This is a genomic window from Desulfobacula sp. (assembly GCF_021107415.1).
Genome location: NZ_JAIOSW010000458.1, coordinates 26343 through 44297 on the forward strand (window position 1 = coordinate 26343; position 17955 = coordinate 44297).

At 37.6% G+C, this 17955-nt stretch carries 15 protein-coding genes; 11 read left to right on the forward strand and 4 right to left on the reverse strand.

What is annotated here, in order from left to right; translation table 11 throughout:
• The first annotated feature begins 37 nt into the window (after nucleotides 1-37).
• Nucleotides 38-841, forward strand: coding sequence for a glycosyltransferase family 2 protein (locus tag K8S13_RS23120; RefSeq protein WP_291466088.1), 804 nt, complete (start codon nucleotides 38-40; stop codon nucleotides 839-841).
• A 76-nt stretch (nucleotides 842-917) separates the two neighbouring features.
• Here K8S13_RS23120 and K8S13_RS23125 read toward each other — a convergent pair whose 3' ends face one another.
• Nucleotides 918-1382, reverse strand: coding sequence for a thioredoxin fold domain-containing protein (locus K8S13_RS23125; protein ID WP_291466089.1), 465 nt, complete (start codon nucleotides 1380-1382; stop codon nucleotides 918-920).
• A 424-nt stretch (nucleotides 1383-1806) separates the two neighbouring features.
• On the opposite strand from K8S13_RS23125, the gene K8S13_RS23130 reads away from it, so the two are divergent.
• Genes K8S13_RS23130 through K8S13_RS23140 form a run of 3 tightly spaced genes read left to right on the forward strand, consistent with a single transcriptional unit; the run spans nucleotide 1807 to nucleotide 4596 of the window.
• Nucleotides 1807-3144 (forward strand): MBOAT family O-acyltransferase, encoded by a 1338-nt coding sequence (locus K8S13_RS23130; protein WP_291466090.1) that lies wholly within the window; start codon nucleotides 1807-1809, stop codon nucleotides 3142-3144.
• 1 nt (nucleotide 3145) lies between these two features.
• Nucleotides 3146-3808 (forward strand): hypothetical protein, encoded by a 663-nt coding sequence (locus tag K8S13_RS23135; protein WP_291466091.1) that lies wholly within the window; start codon nucleotides 3146-3148, stop codon nucleotides 3806-3808.
• Nucleotides 3805-4596, forward strand: coding sequence for a hypothetical protein (locus K8S13_RS23140; protein ID WP_291466092.1), 792 nt, complete (start codon nucleotides 3805-3807; stop codon nucleotides 4594-4596). The genes K8S13_RS23135 and K8S13_RS23140 overlap by 4 nt, the downstream gene beginning before the upstream one ends.
• Before the next feature lie 232 nt (nucleotides 4597-4828).
• Here K8S13_RS23140 and K8S13_RS23145 read toward each other — a convergent pair whose 3' ends face one another.
• On the reverse strand, nucleotides 4829-6112 hold the full coding sequence (locus tag K8S13_RS23145) for a hypothetical protein (RefSeq protein ID WP_291466093.1): 1284 nt from the start codon (nucleotides 6110-6112) through the stop codon (nucleotides 4829-4831).
• 355 nt (nucleotides 6113-6467) lie between these two features.
• Here K8S13_RS23145 and K8S13_RS23150 point away from each other — a divergent pair, with 355 nt between their 5' ends.
• Together K8S13_RS23150 and K8S13_RS23155 are read left to right on the forward strand one after the other, a co-directional pair.
• Entirely contained in the window at nucleotides 6468-7526 is a 1059-nt protein-coding gene (locus K8S13_RS23150; RefSeq protein WP_367172845.1) for an acyltransferase family protein, read from the forward strand.
• Nucleotides 7498-10254 (forward strand): sulfatase-like hydrolase/transferase, encoded by a 2757-nt coding sequence (locus tag K8S13_RS23155; protein WP_291466094.1) that lies wholly within the window; start codon nucleotides 7498-7500, stop codon nucleotides 10252-10254. Before K8S13_RS23150 ends, K8S13_RS23155 begins: the two co-directional genes overlap by 29 nt.
• Nucleotides 10255-10263: 9 nt before the next feature.
• Here K8S13_RS23155 and K8S13_RS23160 read toward each other — a convergent pair whose 3' ends face one another.
• Both K8S13_RS23160 and K8S13_RS23165 read right to left on the reverse strand, forming a co-directional pair.
• Nucleotides 10264-11640 (reverse strand): hypothetical protein, encoded by a 1377-nt coding sequence (locus K8S13_RS23160; RefSeq protein WP_291466095.1) that lies wholly within the window; start codon nucleotides 11638-11640, stop codon nucleotides 10264-10266.
• Between the two features lie 15 nt (nucleotides 11641-11655).
• Nucleotides 11656-11868: a hypothetical protein gene (locus K8S13_RS23165; protein WP_291466096.1), complete on the reverse strand. Its 213-nt coding sequence runs from the start codon at nucleotides 11866-11868 to the stop codon at nucleotides 11656-11658.
• A gap of 214 nt (nucleotides 11869-12082) precedes the next feature.
• On the opposite strand from K8S13_RS23165, the gene K8S13_RS23170 reads away from it, so the two are divergent.
• The 5 genes from K8S13_RS23170 to K8S13_RS23190 form a co-directional block, all read left to right on the forward strand.
• A complete protein-coding gene (locus K8S13_RS23170) occupies nucleotides 12083-13960 on the forward strand; it encodes a M12 family metallo-peptidase (RefSeq protein WP_291466097.1) in 1878 nt (625 codons plus the stop codon).
• Between the two features lie 54 nt (nucleotides 13961-14014).
• Nucleotides 14015-14980 carry a glycosyltransferase family 4 protein gene (locus K8S13_RS23175; protein ID WP_291466098.1) on the forward strand — a complete coding sequence of 322 codons (966 nt, stop codon included), beginning with the start codon at nucleotides 14015-14017 and terminating at the stop codon, nucleotides 14978-14980.
• Nucleotides 14981-16891 (forward strand): nucleoside-diphosphate sugar epimerase/dehydratase, encoded by a 1911-nt coding sequence (locus K8S13_RS23180; protein WP_291466099.1) that lies wholly within the window; start codon nucleotides 14981-14983, stop codon nucleotides 16889-16891.
• A 10-nt stretch (nucleotides 16892-16901) separates the two neighbouring features.
• Complete coding sequence (locus tag K8S13_RS23185; RefSeq protein ID WP_291466100.1) at nucleotides 16902-17630, forward strand: class I SAM-dependent methyltransferase; 729 nt, start codon at nucleotides 16902-16904, stop codon at nucleotides 17628-17630.
• A partial coding sequence (locus tag K8S13_RS23190; RefSeq protein ID WP_291466101.1) for a GDP-mannose 4,6-dehydratase occupies nucleotides 17627-17955 on the forward strand: 329 nt, incomplete at its 3' end. The genes K8S13_RS23185 and K8S13_RS23190, both read left to right, overlap by 4 nt.

Here is a 17955-nt window from a genome sequence, read left to right on the forward strand (position 1 = left end):
TTTAAACCCAAATGGAATCTGGCTTCAGGTATGAAAGATGTCATTACAAAATAAATGCAAGGTTTCAATCATTACAGTTGTATACAATGGTGGAAAAACCATAGAAGATACAATATTGTCGGTTGACTCCCAGGATTATCCGCTCAAGGAGCACATCGTTATTGATGGCGCATCAACAGATAACACCCTGTCCATCGTAACGAAACACAGATCCAAAATTACACGTTTTGTTTCCGAACCGGACAATGGCATTTATGATGCAATGAATAAAGGGATAGATCTTGCAACAGGAGATGTCATAGGTATCCTGAATGCAGATGATATTTACTACGGGACAAATTGTATCAGCTCTGTTGTCCATGAATTCAAATCCAAACAGGTTGAAGCTGTCTGCGGTGACCTTGTTTATGTTTTGCCTGATAACCTTGACAGGATTGTAAGGTACTATAGTTCAGAAGGATTTCACCCTGATAAATTTGCCTATGGTATCATGCCCGCCCATCCTGCTTTTTTTGTGGACAGGTATTGTTATGAAAAATACGGACTGTTTAAAACCGATTATATGATTGCTGCTGATTTTGAACTTCTGGCAAGATTTTTAAGAACAAACAGGGTGAGATACTATTGTTTGCCTCAGGTTCTGGTTAAGATGAGAACTGGTGGTATCAGTACAAGAAATTTAAAGAGCAATTGGATTCTTAACAGGGAAATTGTAAAGGCCTGTAGGGAAAACAATATAAAGACCAATATTTTAAAAATATATTCAAAATATATTTTTAAGGCCCTGCAATTTATCAGAAGACCTGACCCGGTTATCGAGCTTCAGGATCAACTGAAATAAAAGAACGGTTCTTAAGCATTAAAGCAGCCGCATCCATACTCATGACCTCTCAAGGATATTTATATTCACTCGGACTTTATAATGTTTTTACATATTCTGAAAACGGCATTTTTTGATAATTATCAGTGTGGATAAATTTCAGAATTTTTAAAAAAAGTTCTGCATCAAGAAAACCGGGTCTCCCGGTAATCATGTTCGAGTTGGGTTTTAAAAAGAACAAAGTCGGCAACCCCCGCACACCAAACTTTTTGGCAGTATTTTTTTCTTTATCAGAGTTCACTGAAATATTTATGAAATATTTGTTTAAATACTCTATTACTTTTTGATTTTTAAACGTTGTTTTTTTTAATTTCTTACAGAACGTACACCAAGCCGCATGAAAATTTATAAAGATTTTTTTATTCTGTTTTTCGGCCAGAGACAGCCCTTCTTCATAAGTGTTCCATTTTATTTCATCCGCGGCAAATGCCTTTGTATCTATAACGGCCATCATCGACACAAAGAGAAAAGCTGCTATAAGAAAAATAAATTTTTTCTTCATGCTTGAATCCTAATTCTATGTGATTACAAGAAATAAAAATCTAAAAAAAAATTTTTTTAGATTTTTCACGTATAAGCCCGATTTTTACTTATTTATAACAAACTCGTTGGTAACCTCAGTACCCTCAAGAACGGATTGAAAATTATAATCCGGATTGGGGAATAAATGCAATAGTTTTTTAAATCTGGTCTTGACTTCACTTTGAATTATTAATAACAATATCCAAAAAAAATACTAAGAAATAAACTATTTACTTTATAAAACGCATACTTCTGACGATTGTCATTCCATCGATCAGATTTGAGGAAACAGCAGAATAATGATTTTTAGCTCAATTTCTTTTCTTTTTTATTTTTTACCCGCTTTTTTAATCTTGTACTTTCTTAGCAGATTCCGCAATGCTTTTTTGCTTGTTTCAAGCCTAATGTTTTATGCATGGGGCGAAATTGAATATGTCCTGCTTCTTATTTTCTCCTGTCTTGCCAATTATGTCATTGGACTGCTCATAGAAGCCTATAGGGAAAGATGGGGCCATTTTTTTCTATACACAGGCATAGTGATTAATATTTTTGTCCTTGGTGTTTATAAATATCTCACATTTATTATACATTCAATGAATTCAGTGCTGGCCTTTTTGAAAATTTCTTTAATTGATGAAATAGCGGTTCATCTGCCTTTGGGAATTTCTTTTTTCACATTCCAGGCAATTTCATACCTGATAGATGTTTATAGAAAAAAAGCCTCGGTTGAAAAAAATCCGATAAATGTCGCACTTTATATTTCCATGTTTCCGCAACTTGTGGCAGGACCCATTGTGAGGTTCAGTACTATTACCAGACAGATTTCCGGCCGTACCATTACTTGTCCGAAATTTGCAGAAGGAATCAAATTTTTCATCATCGGACTCGCTCAGAAAATGCTTATTGCAAATTCAGTTGCAAAAGCAGTTGACGAAATTTTTCAGATTCCGTCCCATGCACTTGATACGTCACTTTCCTGGGCTGCAGCCATCTGCTATTCAATTCAGATATATTTTGACTTTTCCGGGTATTCCCATATGGCAATCGGTCTTGGCCTGATGATGGGATTTAACCTGCCTGAAAATTTTAATTATCCCTATATTTCTCAATCCATAACCGAATTCTGGAGACGCTGGCACATCACACTCTCCACCTGGTTCAGGGACTACCTTTACATCCCTTTGGGCGGGAATAAAAGAGGAAAACAACGGACATACATAAATCTTGTTATTGTATTTTTTCTATGTGGACTCTGGCATGGTGCAAGCTGGACTTTTGCTGTTTGGGGGCTTTATCACGGTCTTTTTATGGTCCTGGAAAGGTTAGGGTTCAAAAAGTTTTTGGTGCGAATGCCAAGGATTTTACGCCATATCTATTGCCTTGGTACAGTGACCATTGGATGGGTATTGTTCAGGGCGGAGACTTTTGACCGTGCAGTCCAACAACTTAAGGCAATGATAGGATTCGGTACTGGTGACGGGAGTCTATATCCATTGCTAAAATATCTTCAGCCGGATGTTATGATTGCGCTTTTTGTGGGTATTTTATGTTCTACACCCTTTATTACCGAAATATCCAGGCTAATAGATGATTATACTTCAAAAAAGCTGCCAATCCTCTACCGGGTCTGGATTATGATGTCAAAGCCTGTACACCTTCTGATCCTTATATTTATATTTTCAGCTGCTGTCATGGGACTTTCAGCAGGTGTGTATAACCCGTTTATTTATTTTCGTTTTTAAAATGAGCAATTTAATAGAAATCAATAAAACAACAAAGACATATGAAACAATTCATGATTTTATTGTTATCTTTCTGTTTATTAGTGCGATTCTTATTCCTGCTGCCGGACATATAAGTGGCGTTTTCGATATTAATTATATAAAAAAAACAGAAAAAAGATCTCCCAACCATATTCCTGAATTTCCTGACAGTCTTGAAAAAATAAGGGCATATCCCAAGCGGATAAATGCATATTTTAATGATTATTTTGGTTTTCGGTCATGGCTTGTTTCAATGAATAATAAGTTTCGCCTGAAACTTGGTGCTTCGCCTTCTGATAAAATAATCAAAGGCAAAGAAGGCTGGCTTTTTTATACCGGCGGAGACATGGTGGATCAGTACAGAGGAATAAACCTCTATACTTCCTCAGAACTCAAACGTTGGATTAAAGCTATGGAAGAAAGAAAAGCATGGCTGGCAAAAAAAGGAATACCCTTTATAATAGCAGTGCCACCAAACAAGATGACAATATATTCAGAATATTTACCTAACTGGATTTCAAAAGTGTCTTCCCTTACTCGAATTGATCAGCTCATGTCTGAAATCGACGGCTCTCAACTAGATTTTGTTGATCTTAGAAAACCCATATTTGAGGCAAAAAAAAATTTCCAGTATATTATATGACAGATTCACATTGGAATTATCACGGAGGGTTTGCAGGGTATCTGGAAATCATGAAAAGAGTGGAAAAATATTATCCCGATATAAATCCTTTATCTATAGAGGATGTTAATATTTCATATTATAAAAGCCCTGGAAAAGACCTTTGCAATATACTCAATATATCAAAATATAAAAAAGAACCCTTTGCTGACAGGGTTATTCTTAAAAAACTTTCAAATATACTTTCCGTAAAACATCCCGGAAAGGGATACATCCCTAAAATTGTAACCACCAAGGCCTCCGGTATGCTTCGGGTCCTGATATTCCGGGATTCATATACTATTAACATAGAACCATTTCTCAATGAGACATTTAAAGAAATCACCTATGTAGGATATGACAGTCTGAAGTTTGATACAGCCATGATAGAGAAATACCAGCCTGATTTGGTTCTTCATATAAATGTTGAAAGGTCTCTCAGATACAGACCTTATAATCCACCGGGCGTTGGAGATGACAAACTTCGAATTTCAAACTGGGGGCCTACCACAGTTCAGATCGGTAAAAAATTTAATGTCCAGCCAAACAATATGTCAGCCTTCTATCTTATAGGAGAAAATATTTCTCCAGACACTGTTATTATATGGAACAAAAGTCAACTTAAAACAATTATTGATATAAAAAAGTCAGTTCTTTCAGCCTTGGTACCGGACAGTCTCTATACTGCTCCTGGAAAATATGAAATAAGACTGTATGATCCTGTTGGGAATAAATATTCGGAAAGTGTTTTCTTTATTGTTACCGAATAAAAGAATATCCCCGGTCATCAGAGCCTTGGATGGAAATTTAGGGGAATCCTGATACATAGTGATGGTATTTGCACGCCTGAAGTACATTTGATATCTGGTTTATTTTCAGAAATATTTTCTTGACAAAAAAAGAGTCCCTATCATAAGCTATGACCGTAAATGACGTTTGGCATTTGTTTTGTTACAGTAGTAAACAATGAAGATACTTTTATTGTCAAGTCAGACTTTTTTATCATTTTTTGATTCCAGGCAATATCCTTTTTCTGTTACCTTTCGAGTCAACAACATCATAGTTGGATGTTGTGATGCTTGCAGTTGCCGGATCCTGGCCTGATGTCCAAGGCCCGAATGCCAAGGGTATCTGTTCAAGCTCCCGGGCCAGCGTTTCAAGAACCAATTGCCATTTGGTTTTATTGGACGGTATCTGTGTGCCGATGGTGTTGCCGATCAGCTGGTTGACTTGATCATCTGTCAGTTGAAGGTTACCCGTGTGAATATCCTCGGCATAAAATGAAAACCCTCCGGCATTATCGACAACAATACCACCATAGGTTCTTAGTGCTGTGAGAAACATGAGCATAATTGGCGACACCCCGGATTCAGCAATGGTCTGTCCATTTTCATTCACTATGGTTTGCTTGAGACGAATTCGTTGTCCCGCTGCCAGTGCATTCGGATTAGTGCTGTAATAATCCGTCTCTGTCGTAGAAGCGGGTGAAAAATAGTCGGAGGAAAGAGGTGTAAAAGGGTCTGCCGTGTTTAAATTCCGGGGGAAAGGAATGGCGAAACCCAGGGCATGATTAATGCTGCCACTTTCAATATCTTCGGGCAAAATTAGACCTGCCAGCAGCGGTACTCCCGTTGCTCGGGCGCTGGAAATGCCATCCGCATTAACGCCGGTCCCATTCGTATCAAAATAATCCACAGCACCCATTGCCAGGATAGCGGCACCGGTTTGTCCTCCGCCAAGATTGTTCCCGGACATGTCCTGGGCCGTCGTTGCCTGCCAAAAATCATACGCCTGTCCAGTCTGTGTATCAAAGAGCACCAGGTGTCCATCGGCACCAGTGTCTTGGGGGCCGGCTGGACGAATATTGCCGGCGGAAGTCGGCACCTGGATCATACCGTTTTGCCCTGTGGGTAGTTTGGAAGTATTCCCGCTGGCATTGCCTTTATAATCTTTTACGATCACATTCTGCACACTACTCCCCATTGCAAAAATCGAAACAGAATAGGCATTATAATTAATATCTATAAAGGGCCAGGTTGTCACAGGAGTTGTGGTTACCGGGTGAAACCCTGTTGTATCACCGCGAAGCACTTGGTATAATGTAAGGATCTGCTGATCGTTTTTTGTCACCACTGTCGCGTTTATAATTTTTTGGTTCCATGGGCTGGCCGATGAAAAAAGAGGAAGAGAAAAGGAAAAATTACGCAATTGAGCGGATGCAGTTATGCACAATAAAAATGTTTCTATAAAGAGAAAAAAAATTACAAGAAAAGTGTTCTTTAACATTTTATCTCCTTTAACCTATTTAAATTAATCAGTAAATTTAATCTAACATAAACAGGAAATCAACACAAGGTCATTGAGTCGCTTGTCTGCCCCAACTGCACTTGATATAGACAAAAAATATTTCATGCGTCAGCCGTGCCATTCGAAAAGCGTCTATTTTGTTGTTACAGACTAAATGTGATATGGAATATTTCTTTGATATCTATTTTATTTCAGAAATATTTTCTTGACAAAAAAAGAGTTCTTATCATAAGTATACACGGTTTTATGAATTCACACAGAAGGTTGAACTTAGCTGATCCCCAAAAAAACAGATATGAATAATCAATTAGAAGAAAAAAAAGAAATCTGGTTCATGAATTATATGAAGTTTTTTGGAGTTTTTTATTTATTAATATATCATTCTGCCATTAAACAATTAAATATTTTTGTAATATTATTTTTTCTCCAAATGTTCATATTTATTTCAGGATATTTCTACAAGGATAAATATACTCAGAATCCGGGTTTGTTTATTAAAAAGAGAATCCGATCATTATATCTGCCGTTTATTATATATTGTTCATTGTTTCTTTTTTTGAATAATTTTTTTGTTGACATCAAAGTATACAAGCCGGGTATGTTGTTGAACAATGAAATGATGTGGGATCAGTTTTTGTCTATTCTGAAATTGAGACCCAGGCAGCAGATGGCAGGAGCTATGTGGTTTGTCTCCTCGCTATTAATTACTTCCACACTGTTTTGTTTATTAAGTTTCATATTGAAATTCATTTCAAAAAAACAACGCACCTATTTACTCTTTTTTTGTATAGCGGCTATTTTCATGTCAGGCATTCATTTGTCTGTTTTAAAAATTCAGATTCATCCTTATATAGACATATCGTTTGTTTTATTAATATTTTTTTATGGCGGATATCTATTTAAGAAAAATGAAGATAAGATACCCATCAACATTTATTTGGCAGTAACATCATTTTTAATGCTTCGTATATGCATGGAGTTTGGTTTTCCTCAAATTCCTGCAAGACGGTATATCAACCCGCCTTTTTTGTTAATGACCGGTTTTGCAGGCATATATTTAAATATTTACATTTCCAAAAAATTGGCTGAATTTAAAAAAATAAAATTACTAAACTATATCGGTCAAAATACCCTTGCCATTCTCGCTTTACACTTCCTGTCATTCAAAGTGATCAATTTACTGGCAATATACTGTTTCAACCTTCCCTTCGATCAACTGGCATCTTTTCCTATAATAAAGAGTACCAGTCAATATTGGCGGTGGTTGTATGTATTGGCAGGACTATCCATACCAGTAGTTTTAAAGTCAATTTTTAATTTGGCATATATAAGGGTTGTTAATATTAGAGGGCAGAGGATAGAGGATGTTGAAAACTATAACGAGTTCCAATAAAAAATATTATCTGATACCACTGGTATTTTTTTTAACAGTATTTTTCATCATTCCCTATGAATTGTATTATAATGCACGGGAATACTGGGAATGGAAAAAACAAATCCCTTTACAACTCAATGTGGTTGGTATTTTTGCGTATGCAATCCTATTGATCTGTATTCGGATACTGTTCATTTTTTTCAATGAAAGAGTAGCCAAAATAGTTGCTTCTCTATTTTTGTTTGCAGGAATTTTCATCCTTGTTGCTGATGTATTTGCCCCGTTGCAGACAAATCTGGCTACCGGTGAAAAACTGGTGAGCACGGAACCCCTTTTTTATACAATAATTGAAACGGTTTTTTTTGCAGCATTTTTACTCTTTTTTATAAAACAGTCAATAGAGTCATCCGCGCGAAAGGGCATATATGCACTGTTGGTCGTTGGTTTGATTACATTTGCTTATTTTGGTCTCGTCATTTTTTCCGTAAAACCGGAAATAATTTTGCAAAAAACTCAAAAAGCATCATCAACCATAACAGGAAACGTATATCATATTCTTCTTGATGAAATGCAAACCGATGCGGCTCAAATATATCTTGATGAAAATAATAATTCAGTTAAGTATGACGGATTTGTTTTGTATCCTAACACTCTTGCAAATTATCTAAGTACGCATGCTTCTTTTCCCAGTTATATCACCGGCAGTTTTTTCAAAGGAGGCTCCTTTGAAACATGGTATAAGTCTGTATATAAAGATAAAGGTCTTTTTAAGGCGTTGTATGAAAAGGGGTATCAAATAAGGCAATATGCATATTCAAATAATTGGCGCGTACCTTTTATAGAAGAGTTCCATACTTTAAATGATATTTATGAACAAGTCACTCAAATACAAAATAGGGAATATCAGGATTTTATTCAGATTCTGATTGCCAGATCCGTGCCGAATCTGTTTGCCAATGAAGCGCTGGCCATAGGAAAAAAAATCGGTTCCCGGGTGTATAATCAACTATTATCTGATTCCAAAGAAAAGACATCGGCCATCCCCATTGCCTATGAAGACGGTAAAGAACCATTTTCTTCAGTTCTGGCATTCAAGCATATGATTAGAACGGAAAAACAAAGACCGGCTAATGGGCAGTATATTTATTTTCATTCCGTATTGCCCCATCCACCTTATGTGTACGATGGAAATGGTCATTATAGTCTGGAATACAGGGATACCGGTACAAAGGGATATTATGGGCAGGTCAGATATGCGTTTAAACTTGTTGAGGAACTTATTGCTGAATTAAAGCGGCTTGGACGATACAATAATTCAACCATTATCGTGCATGCAGATACCGGACACAGCAAAGAAGGTTTCTTTTTTAAAGAGAACAATGTCGTTCACGGCACTCTTGAGAAAATTAAAGCCAATTCGGATCTTCCCCGCATGGGTGATTTTTTTAAAAGCCCGGAGGACATACCCGAAGAATTTTATAATTATCTGAAAGATCATATTCTATCTCGTACCCATGCCCTGCTGATGATTAAACCGGCTCAAAGTATCGGTAAATTGAAGATTTCAACATTGGAGACCCAGTTGATTGACTTGTATCCTTCACTTTCAGATCTTTTGGCCCTTCCCGGTATCGACTTTGAGAGGGTGGAAGGGATTTCAGTATACTCAAAGGTTTTTCCTGAAAAACGAGATGCTTCCTTTTTCTGGTTTCCAAGCAAAGAAATTGAACCGGATATCATAAAGCTGAATATTTCCAATTATAAAGATCTTAAAAATGCACTGGTTTCATTTGGCGGTAAAATAAATGAAAAAAAAGTCATAGCCTTTCCAAAAGATGGTGTGAGCGAGAAAGTCGGGTCAGAGAATGAAGGACGGCTTAAACTGGTCAATTTCAGTCATAAAGGAAAAATGGGAAAGGATAATAATTATCGATGGGCGGTTGGGAAGCACGGACAGATAATTTTTACGGGACTGAGGCTTGACCAGGATTCGATGATGGAGTTTGGTTTTTCATTAAAGCCATTTCTGGTAAATGAAAATACTGAAATGATAGTATCAACCTCTCTTTCTTCTGCCGGGGTTTTTCTTAAACCGGGTTTAAAAAAATATCAGATCTCTTTGAAATTTCCAGCTGACAAGGATCCTGTCATCGGTATTGCTTATGCTGATGCACAGAGCCCTAAATCCCTTGGTATGGGAAGCGATGTGAGAGACCTTTCAGCCCTTTGGACTAAAATATCACTTCATTTTCCGGGAACAATCAAAGAAAATCAGAATACCGTTAAACCGGAAAAATTATTCTTAAAGGATGGCATTTTCTATGATCTGGGCTCTTTTGATGAAAAGGGGATTTTGCTGCAGGGCTTCGGAGGTAAAGATAGTAATTCTAAAGGAACCTGGCGCTGGGCTGTTGGAAGGGAGAATAAAATGGTACTCCAGGGTTTAATTGTTAAAAAAGATACCCGGATTTCCATGGAGTTTAAATTGATGCCGTCCATCATTAATGAACAAAAAGAGATGATATTGAAAACAGATATTTCTGAAGTAAAGGTCTTGTTAAAACCCGGATTAAATAGTTACAATGCTATACTTACATTACCGAAAGGGCATGACCCAAAAATTCAAATTATCCATTCTGATGCTAAAAGTCCTCTTGAATTGGGAACAGGAACAGACATAAGACAGCTTGCTTCTTTATGGACTGAAATGACGATTGTTCCTGTTGGCTTCGAGGACAAGCTCTGACATCTGATCTTATTTTTTTTTGCAGAGAAACAAAATTCTTTTGTTTTGTAGAATTTTTTGATCACAAAATTCAAAATATTTGCCAAACCCTGACTTAAAGATGTCAAGAGTATAGGGAAGATGCTCCGGCCGGTTTTGAACCAGTTTTTTTATCATGGGGTCTTCGGGCGGCATGAATTCAACAACCAGATTTTCACACAGGGAGGCAAACCATCCCGCGATTCTCTCCAAAGGAATATTAGCTGAAAAAACAAGATGATGTATCAGGGCCAAAGCCAGCAAAAGGTCAGCCGGGCCTCTTTGATTCAGGCTTAGCCGTTCTTTGTTTTCCCATCCCAAACCACCCGATGGATTTGCAAGATCCATGGTCAAAGGAATAATTCGTTTGCCGTTTTGTGTTTTTGTGATTTTTGTATAAATAAGTTCGGTACACGCGGGATCTCCGTCGATACTGATAACCCATGCGCCTTTTTCGGCGGCAATAAGTGAAAATTCACCGGTATTACCACCAAGATCCCATACCATTGAAGGACTTAATTTTTTGATTGCAGTCCTTATATAATCGGCTTTTTCTTTGATATCATCAGTGTCATATGTTCGGATGTCGTCATAGCTGGCCCAGATTTTTGAGTTCTTTTTCCAGTTGATATTTGTTATGCATTTTTTTAAGGAGTTGATAATGCCTATCAATGACAATTCATTCATGCTGGGCTTTTTGTGCTTTTTATCCAATAAAAGATCTTTTTTCTGATCCGCTTTTTTTTGAAACTGGGCATGCAGGGTTAAATGCATAAAAAGTCTGGGGGAAAATTTTTTATAAAAAGGAATCATTTTAACTGCAAGGTCAAGTGGAAACCCATCAATATAGTTGCGCCATAACCCCATTGTTCTAATATCACAATAAGCTGCGGTCGCAAGAGGTGCTAAAAAATGTGAACAAAACTGGCTGTAAGCCACCCAGGGACTTTGGGGCGGCTTTTCGCCAATGGATAACGTATCGATGAGCAAAAGGCCGGTATCACTATATTGAGTGTTGAAAACACTGGCATCCCTCAGCCAGAAACCCTTTGGGATAAGATATTCCATGATCTGAAGATGAAGCAAAGCAGCATCTTTGAGCATGGAAAATGACCATTCCCAAGGGTAGCTTATGAAGGGGAGCCTGGGATGTTCCAAACAAATTTCAGTAGCATCAGGTGCAAATTCAAAATTGGCTTCAGTATGATTAATCATCATTTGTTTTTGAATTAAATCATCATAAATACTTTTTTCACTGGCCAAATGATAATCTTTTAACCCGGGTTGATAAATACAGCGGTAAATTTTTTTATTATAAATAAATACCTGTCCGGAAGGGTCTCTGAATGACCCGGTTTCTACTGCCATTTATTTAAGCCTTTATTATTCGTTTTTTGAATTTTTTTTTGATCCGGTGAAAAATTCTTTGATTCTCTGCCAGAATATTCCAATAGCAGTTCCTATGAATAAAAAAGTTCCAAGAATTGCTTGCAGGATCATGCTTCCGGTTCCAGGGTCTAAATAGGCAAATGCAGTATCAATACAAATGAAAAACACACCGCCACCGATCATTAAATATATAAAAAATTTTTTCATAATTACTCCCATAACGAGTTTTAAAATTCATTGATCAGAAAATCCTGATTCTGATTAAGTGAGTTTATTGTGAATATTAAAATATTTGTTTTGTTAGTATCATAATAGATATCCACAATCAATCTGAGACTTTGTTTTTTTTATATTGGGATATATCAATAAATTGGAAAAAATTGTATGATATGGTTTATGGATATAAAAAAGCGAGTGTGAAATGAGAAAATGGTTAGTCATAATATTATTTTTTGTCAATACAGCCTGTTTGTATGCAGCGGATCAAAATCTGTTTTATTATCATATTCCTGAACAAGGAGAGGCAGCCGGACCCGGTGTGTATCCAATCAAATTAGTAGAGGGCCTTTTTGAGAAGCCCATTGGATCGGAACTGAACCTTGATATTATCGGTCATCTTGATTATGTCATTATTCATGACAATAAAATCATCCATAAAAACGGGGATATATCATGGTTCGGCTATTTGAAAGGCTTTCATAAGAGTTTCAGGGTCCATCTTATAAAGGGGAAAAATCTTATTCAAGGGCAGATTCAAACCCCTGAAGGCGTTTATAAGATAAGGAGTCAAAAAGCCTTTGTTTTTCTTGAAAGTATTGATGAAAAAGGTCTGATTAAGGCCCCGTCTATTCAGGAAGATTTTTTGGTCCCAGACCCTCCTGTCCTTGAAATGAGAGTAAAAAAAATAATAATTGCGGCAAGTGATGATGGCAGTATAACCACTATTGATATAATGATTTTATATGATCAGGATATGGTTGATAAATATCCCGGGTCACAGCTTGAGACAAGGATTAATGAGCTTGTTGCACTTTCCAACCAGGCATGTACTGACAGTAATGTAACTATAAATTTTCGTCTGGTCTACTCAGGATTTGTAAATGAGTCAAATACGAGTTCAAATCATGATGCTCTATACAATATGACTGACGGAACAGGCAGCTTTTTCCTTGTACCATCGTTACGCAGCCGGTATGGTGCAGACCTTGTCATTTTTTTAAGGCCTTACAATAACTCATACCATACCAGCTGCGGTCTTGCCTGGCTTAATGGACTGAATGGCAGAGATATCTCCCTGGATTCTGATAATGGATATTGTGTGGTTTCAGAGGGACGAGATGGTTTATATTATTGTGATGATTATACCATGGTCCATGAAATGGGCCATAACATGGGGTGCTGTCATGACCGTGACCATACAAGCTCCCAGGGTGCATATCCATATTCCTATGGGCATGATGCAGCAGGCGTAAATGCATTTGGAACCATCATGAGCTATGATGGGCCGACCCTGGGCTTTTTTTCAAATCCTGATATTACCAAATGCAATGGTTTACCCTGTGGTATTTCTATTACCCAGACTAATGCTGCAAATAATGCACTTTCTTTGAACAATACAAGGCTTAGGGTGGCGGCTTTTGTGAAGGAGACTGATTCTTCAGATACTGTGAATATTACAGGCATAGATATCAGCACTATGTCCGGACCTATGATTAATGATCCAATCATGGTGACGGTCAGTGCAAATAATCCTGGAAACCAGACGCTCTATTATAAATTTTATTACAGAGCAGGTTATGGAACACCCAGTTACGACACGTCTCCCTGGATAGTCCTTCAGGATTACTCTACCAGTAATATGGCCAGCTTTACGTTTACACAGGCAGGCAGCTATAGCATTGGGGTTCGGGTTGTTCTGGACCCAAATAATGAGCCTGTAGCGCTTCCCCTAATCGGTCAGACCATCACGGTTGGAGACCAAAGTGAGGTTTTTATCCGGAGCATGACCCATAACCTGTCAACAACAGCGACTACAAATGACACAGTGACGTTTAGTATGAGTGCATCAACTAAGGCAGGAGAAACGATTTATTATAAATTTTTTTATCGCGCCAATTACGGAGTATCAAGTTATGATTCTACCCCATGGACTGTCATGCAGGACTATTCGACTGTAAATAGTTGTCAATACATTTTTCCCAGTGCAGGTGATTATATTATTGGTGTCCGTGCCGTTACAGATCCTTTCAATGAACCTGCTGCACTTCCCATCTCAGGCTTCGTCATCCATGTAGAATGATATTAAGGATTATTGGTTTGCAAAAAGCATATTATTTTTGTAATACATAAAATTATGGATCACATATTAATTGCCATAATTCCCTTAATCCTTGGCGGCGGCGGGGCATGGTTTGTCTCAAAATACGGGATTAAACTGAGACTTATTGATGTGCCCAATGAAAGGAGCTCTCACACTAAAAGTGTTCCTAAAGGTGGTGGTATCGGGATACTTTTCACATTTGTTTTTTTTTCACTTTATCTTAATTTGCCATTTTTTTTCTGGCTGCCTGCGGTTATTGTGTCCTTGTTGAGTTTGCTGGGGGACAAAAATGAGCTTTCCGTTAAATCAAGGCTTTTTGTTCAGATAATCTGTTCTATTGCTGTTTTGTTTGAGGCATTGCATGTAAAAGACACCCATTTCTATTTGTTATTGCCTTTTATGATATTGTATATTGCCGGAACCGCCAATATATATAATTTTATGGATGGCATAAACGGGATAGCCGGTATCACAGCTGTGATTGCTTTTATTTTTCTGGCTTATTATGCAGCTCTTATTGGTGCCCCAAAAGAGTATATCCTTTTGTGCTCAGCCATGGCTGTGTCCTGTTTTGCCTTTCTTTTTTTCAATATACCGACAGCAAAGGTGTTTATGGGGGATGTTGGAAGTGTTTTTATTGGATTTGTTTTTGCATCAATGGTAATCCTTTTGGCTATGGATTTTACTGATTTTATCTGCATGTCAGGATTCCTTTTCCTTTTTTATTTTGATGAATTGACTGCAATGATTGTAAGGGTGGGCAAAAAAGAGAATCTGACCAAACCTCACAGGAGACATCTTTATCAATTACTTGTGAATGAGATGGGACTGACCCACTGGAAAGTTTCTTTTGTATATGGTTTTATTCAGGTAATGGTTTGTTTGACAATTATCCGGCTCATTCCGGCCGGTATCGGGTTTGTACTTTTGTCCTTTGCCGTATATGGTCTTTTCTTTGCACTGTTTGCTGTCATAATTCGAAATAAGGCTGTAATATAGATGAAAATAAGGCTATCAAGAAACTTTTTTATTGTTTTTTTAGCAGACATTGGTTTGCTGTCCTGTTCTTTTTATCTTTCCTATATGATCCGTTTTGATTTTCAAATCCCCGAATGGGCCTTTGAAAACTTTATTGAGATTTTGCCCTATGTTTTGATTGTCAAGGTCCTGTGTTTTCTCTTTTTTGATTTATATAAAGGAATGTGGCGGTATACAAGTCTGAATGATCTTGTTAATGTTACCAAGGCATCAACGATCGGTGTTTTTTGCACTATTGTCCTTGTTCTTTATCTGAATAGATTTGAAGGTACCCCGAGATCTGTTTTTATTATTGACTGGTGCCTGACACTTATTTTTATTGGAGGCTTAAGATTTGCTGCAAGACTTTTATTTGACCAATTCAGTGATAAAAAGAGCCTGAAAAGTTTTACAAAGGCAATTCTTCAGATTTTTCATAAAAAACACAGGGAGAGTACCGGCGTTATAATTGTTGGTGCAGGCAATTGTGGAGAAAAAATTTGTCGGGAAATTCGGGATAACCCCATCATTGGGTATCATGTTTCAGGATTTCTGGATGATGATACTGCAAAAATAGGAAGAAAAATCCATGGTATATCTGTTTTAGATAGTATTGATGAAATTGAGTACTATACGGATGTGACAGATGCCAAGGAAGTCATCATTGCGATCCCCTCAGCCAGTGCCCGGAATATGAGGCATATTGTTGATTTATGCACACACGCGGATGTTAAGTTCAGAATTGTTCCAGGCATGGGGGAACTGATAAACGGCAGGGTAACCGTTAATTCCATCAGGGATGTTGAGTACAGGGATCTTTTAGGAAGAAAACCTGTTAATCTTGATCAGGAGAAGATAGGGGGATATCTTAGAAAAAAGCGGGTTCTTGTTACCGGTGCCGGAGGATCTATCGGAAGCGGTCTGTGCAGGCAGATCTGCAGGTATTCCCCTGAAAAGATTATTCTGCTTGAAAGAGCTGAAAGTCCTCTTTACGAGATTGATTTGCAGCTTAAAAAAGATTTCAGGCATATAGAAATAATACCTGTACTTGCAGACATCCAGAATGAGGATGAAGTAGAGACTATTTTTAATGATTTCCATCCCGATATTGTTTTTCATGCAGCTGCTTACAAACACGTCCCAATGCTTGAGGAACATCCGTGGAAGGCAGTGGAGAACAATATCACAGGTACCCTTAACATGGTGGAAATCACCGATAGGTATGGATGTGAAAAATTTGTACTTGTTTCAACGGATAAGGCTGTCAACCCGACAAATATTATGGGTGCAAGCAAAAGGATTGCCGAACTGATTGTTCAAAAGAAGAATTTGGACGCCAGGTCAGAAACCCGATTAAAAATCAGGTCAAAAACAAATTTTATCACAGTCCGGTTTGGTAATGTTATCGGAAGTGTAGGCAGTGTTATCCCTCTTTTTAAAAAGCAGATTAAAGAGGGTGGCCCTGTAACGGTAACCCACCAGGATATGATTCGATATTTCATGCTTATTCCTGAAGCATGCCAGCTTATTCTTCAGTCCGGAGCCATGGGAAAGGGAGGAGAAATTTTTATTCTGGAAATGGGAAAACCAGTTAAAATTGATGATATGGCTAAAGACCTGATAAGATTTTCAGGGCTTGAGCCAGGGGTTGACATTAAAATTGTATATACAGGTCTTCGTCCGGGTGAGAAACTCTATGAAGAATTAATGACGGCCAATGAAGGTGTTGTCCCGACAAAGCATGACAAGATCATGGTCTTGAACACACGACAATGCAATATAGACAAACTTTCCGAGAATATTGAAGTACTGAAAAAGCTTGTAAAGAGCAGGGATAGAAAGCTGATAGTTGATCAATTGACAAAAATGGTTCCTGAATACACGCCGGTATAGGAAAAAGAGTTTGGTACAGGATATAAAAAAAAAATTAATTAAAAATTATCAGAAACGTAAACTCTGGTATGGAAATAACAGTTTCCGGGAATCTGTTGAGTTTTTTGAAATCGAAACTGCCAGGGCAGGTATTAAAAAAAATGACAATATTCTGGAAATAGGGTTTGGGGAAGGGCTTTTTCTGGAATGGACCCGAAAATCAGGTTTCAATATTACCGGAGTTGAGATCAACCGTGATTTTTATGACCTGGCAAAAGAGCAGGGCCATAATGTTTATTTGGGGGATGTCAAAGATATCTTTGGCGGGTCGAAGAAAAAATACAATGGTATTTTTCTTTTTGATGTTCTTGAACATCTTACCTTGGAAGAGATTTCGAATTTATTTGATTTTTTTCAAACAATCCTTGAAAAAAAAGGGAGTATTCTTGCACGATTCCCCAATGGTGGAAGCCCATTCGGCAGGTTTCTTCAGCACAGTGATGCAACCCATGTCACTGCTTTAACCGGATCAAAAATTCAGGATATTGTACAGCTTTCCGGGTTGGAAGTAAAAGGGATATATAATGGCGCCAGGACTAAAAGAACCGGTGCTCATAAAAACTGGATTTTAAAATGGATTGCCTATGGATTAAGAGATATTATCCAACTGATAATTGGTTATTTGTACTATGGGGAAAACATCCCGTTGGACCCAAATTTAACAATCGTAATCGGTCATGTTTCTGAGGAAGAATTATGAGCAAGAAAGCTTTGATTATTGGTATTACGGGGCAAGATGGCTCTTACCTGGCAGATTTTCTTTTGGATAAAGGATATCAGGTGGTTGGGACTTCTCGCGATGCTTCTCTGGCCTCTTTTTCAAATCTTATTCATTTGGGGGTGCGGGATAAGGTGCCGGTTGAGTCTGTTTCTTTGAACGATTTTCGGAGTGTTATACAGGTATTTAAAAAACACTGCCCTGATGAGGTCTACAACCTTGCCGGTCAGAGTTCTGTTAGTTTGTCATTTGAACAGCCGGTTGAGACCTTTGAGAGCATAAGCATAGCAGTCTTAAATCTTTTAGA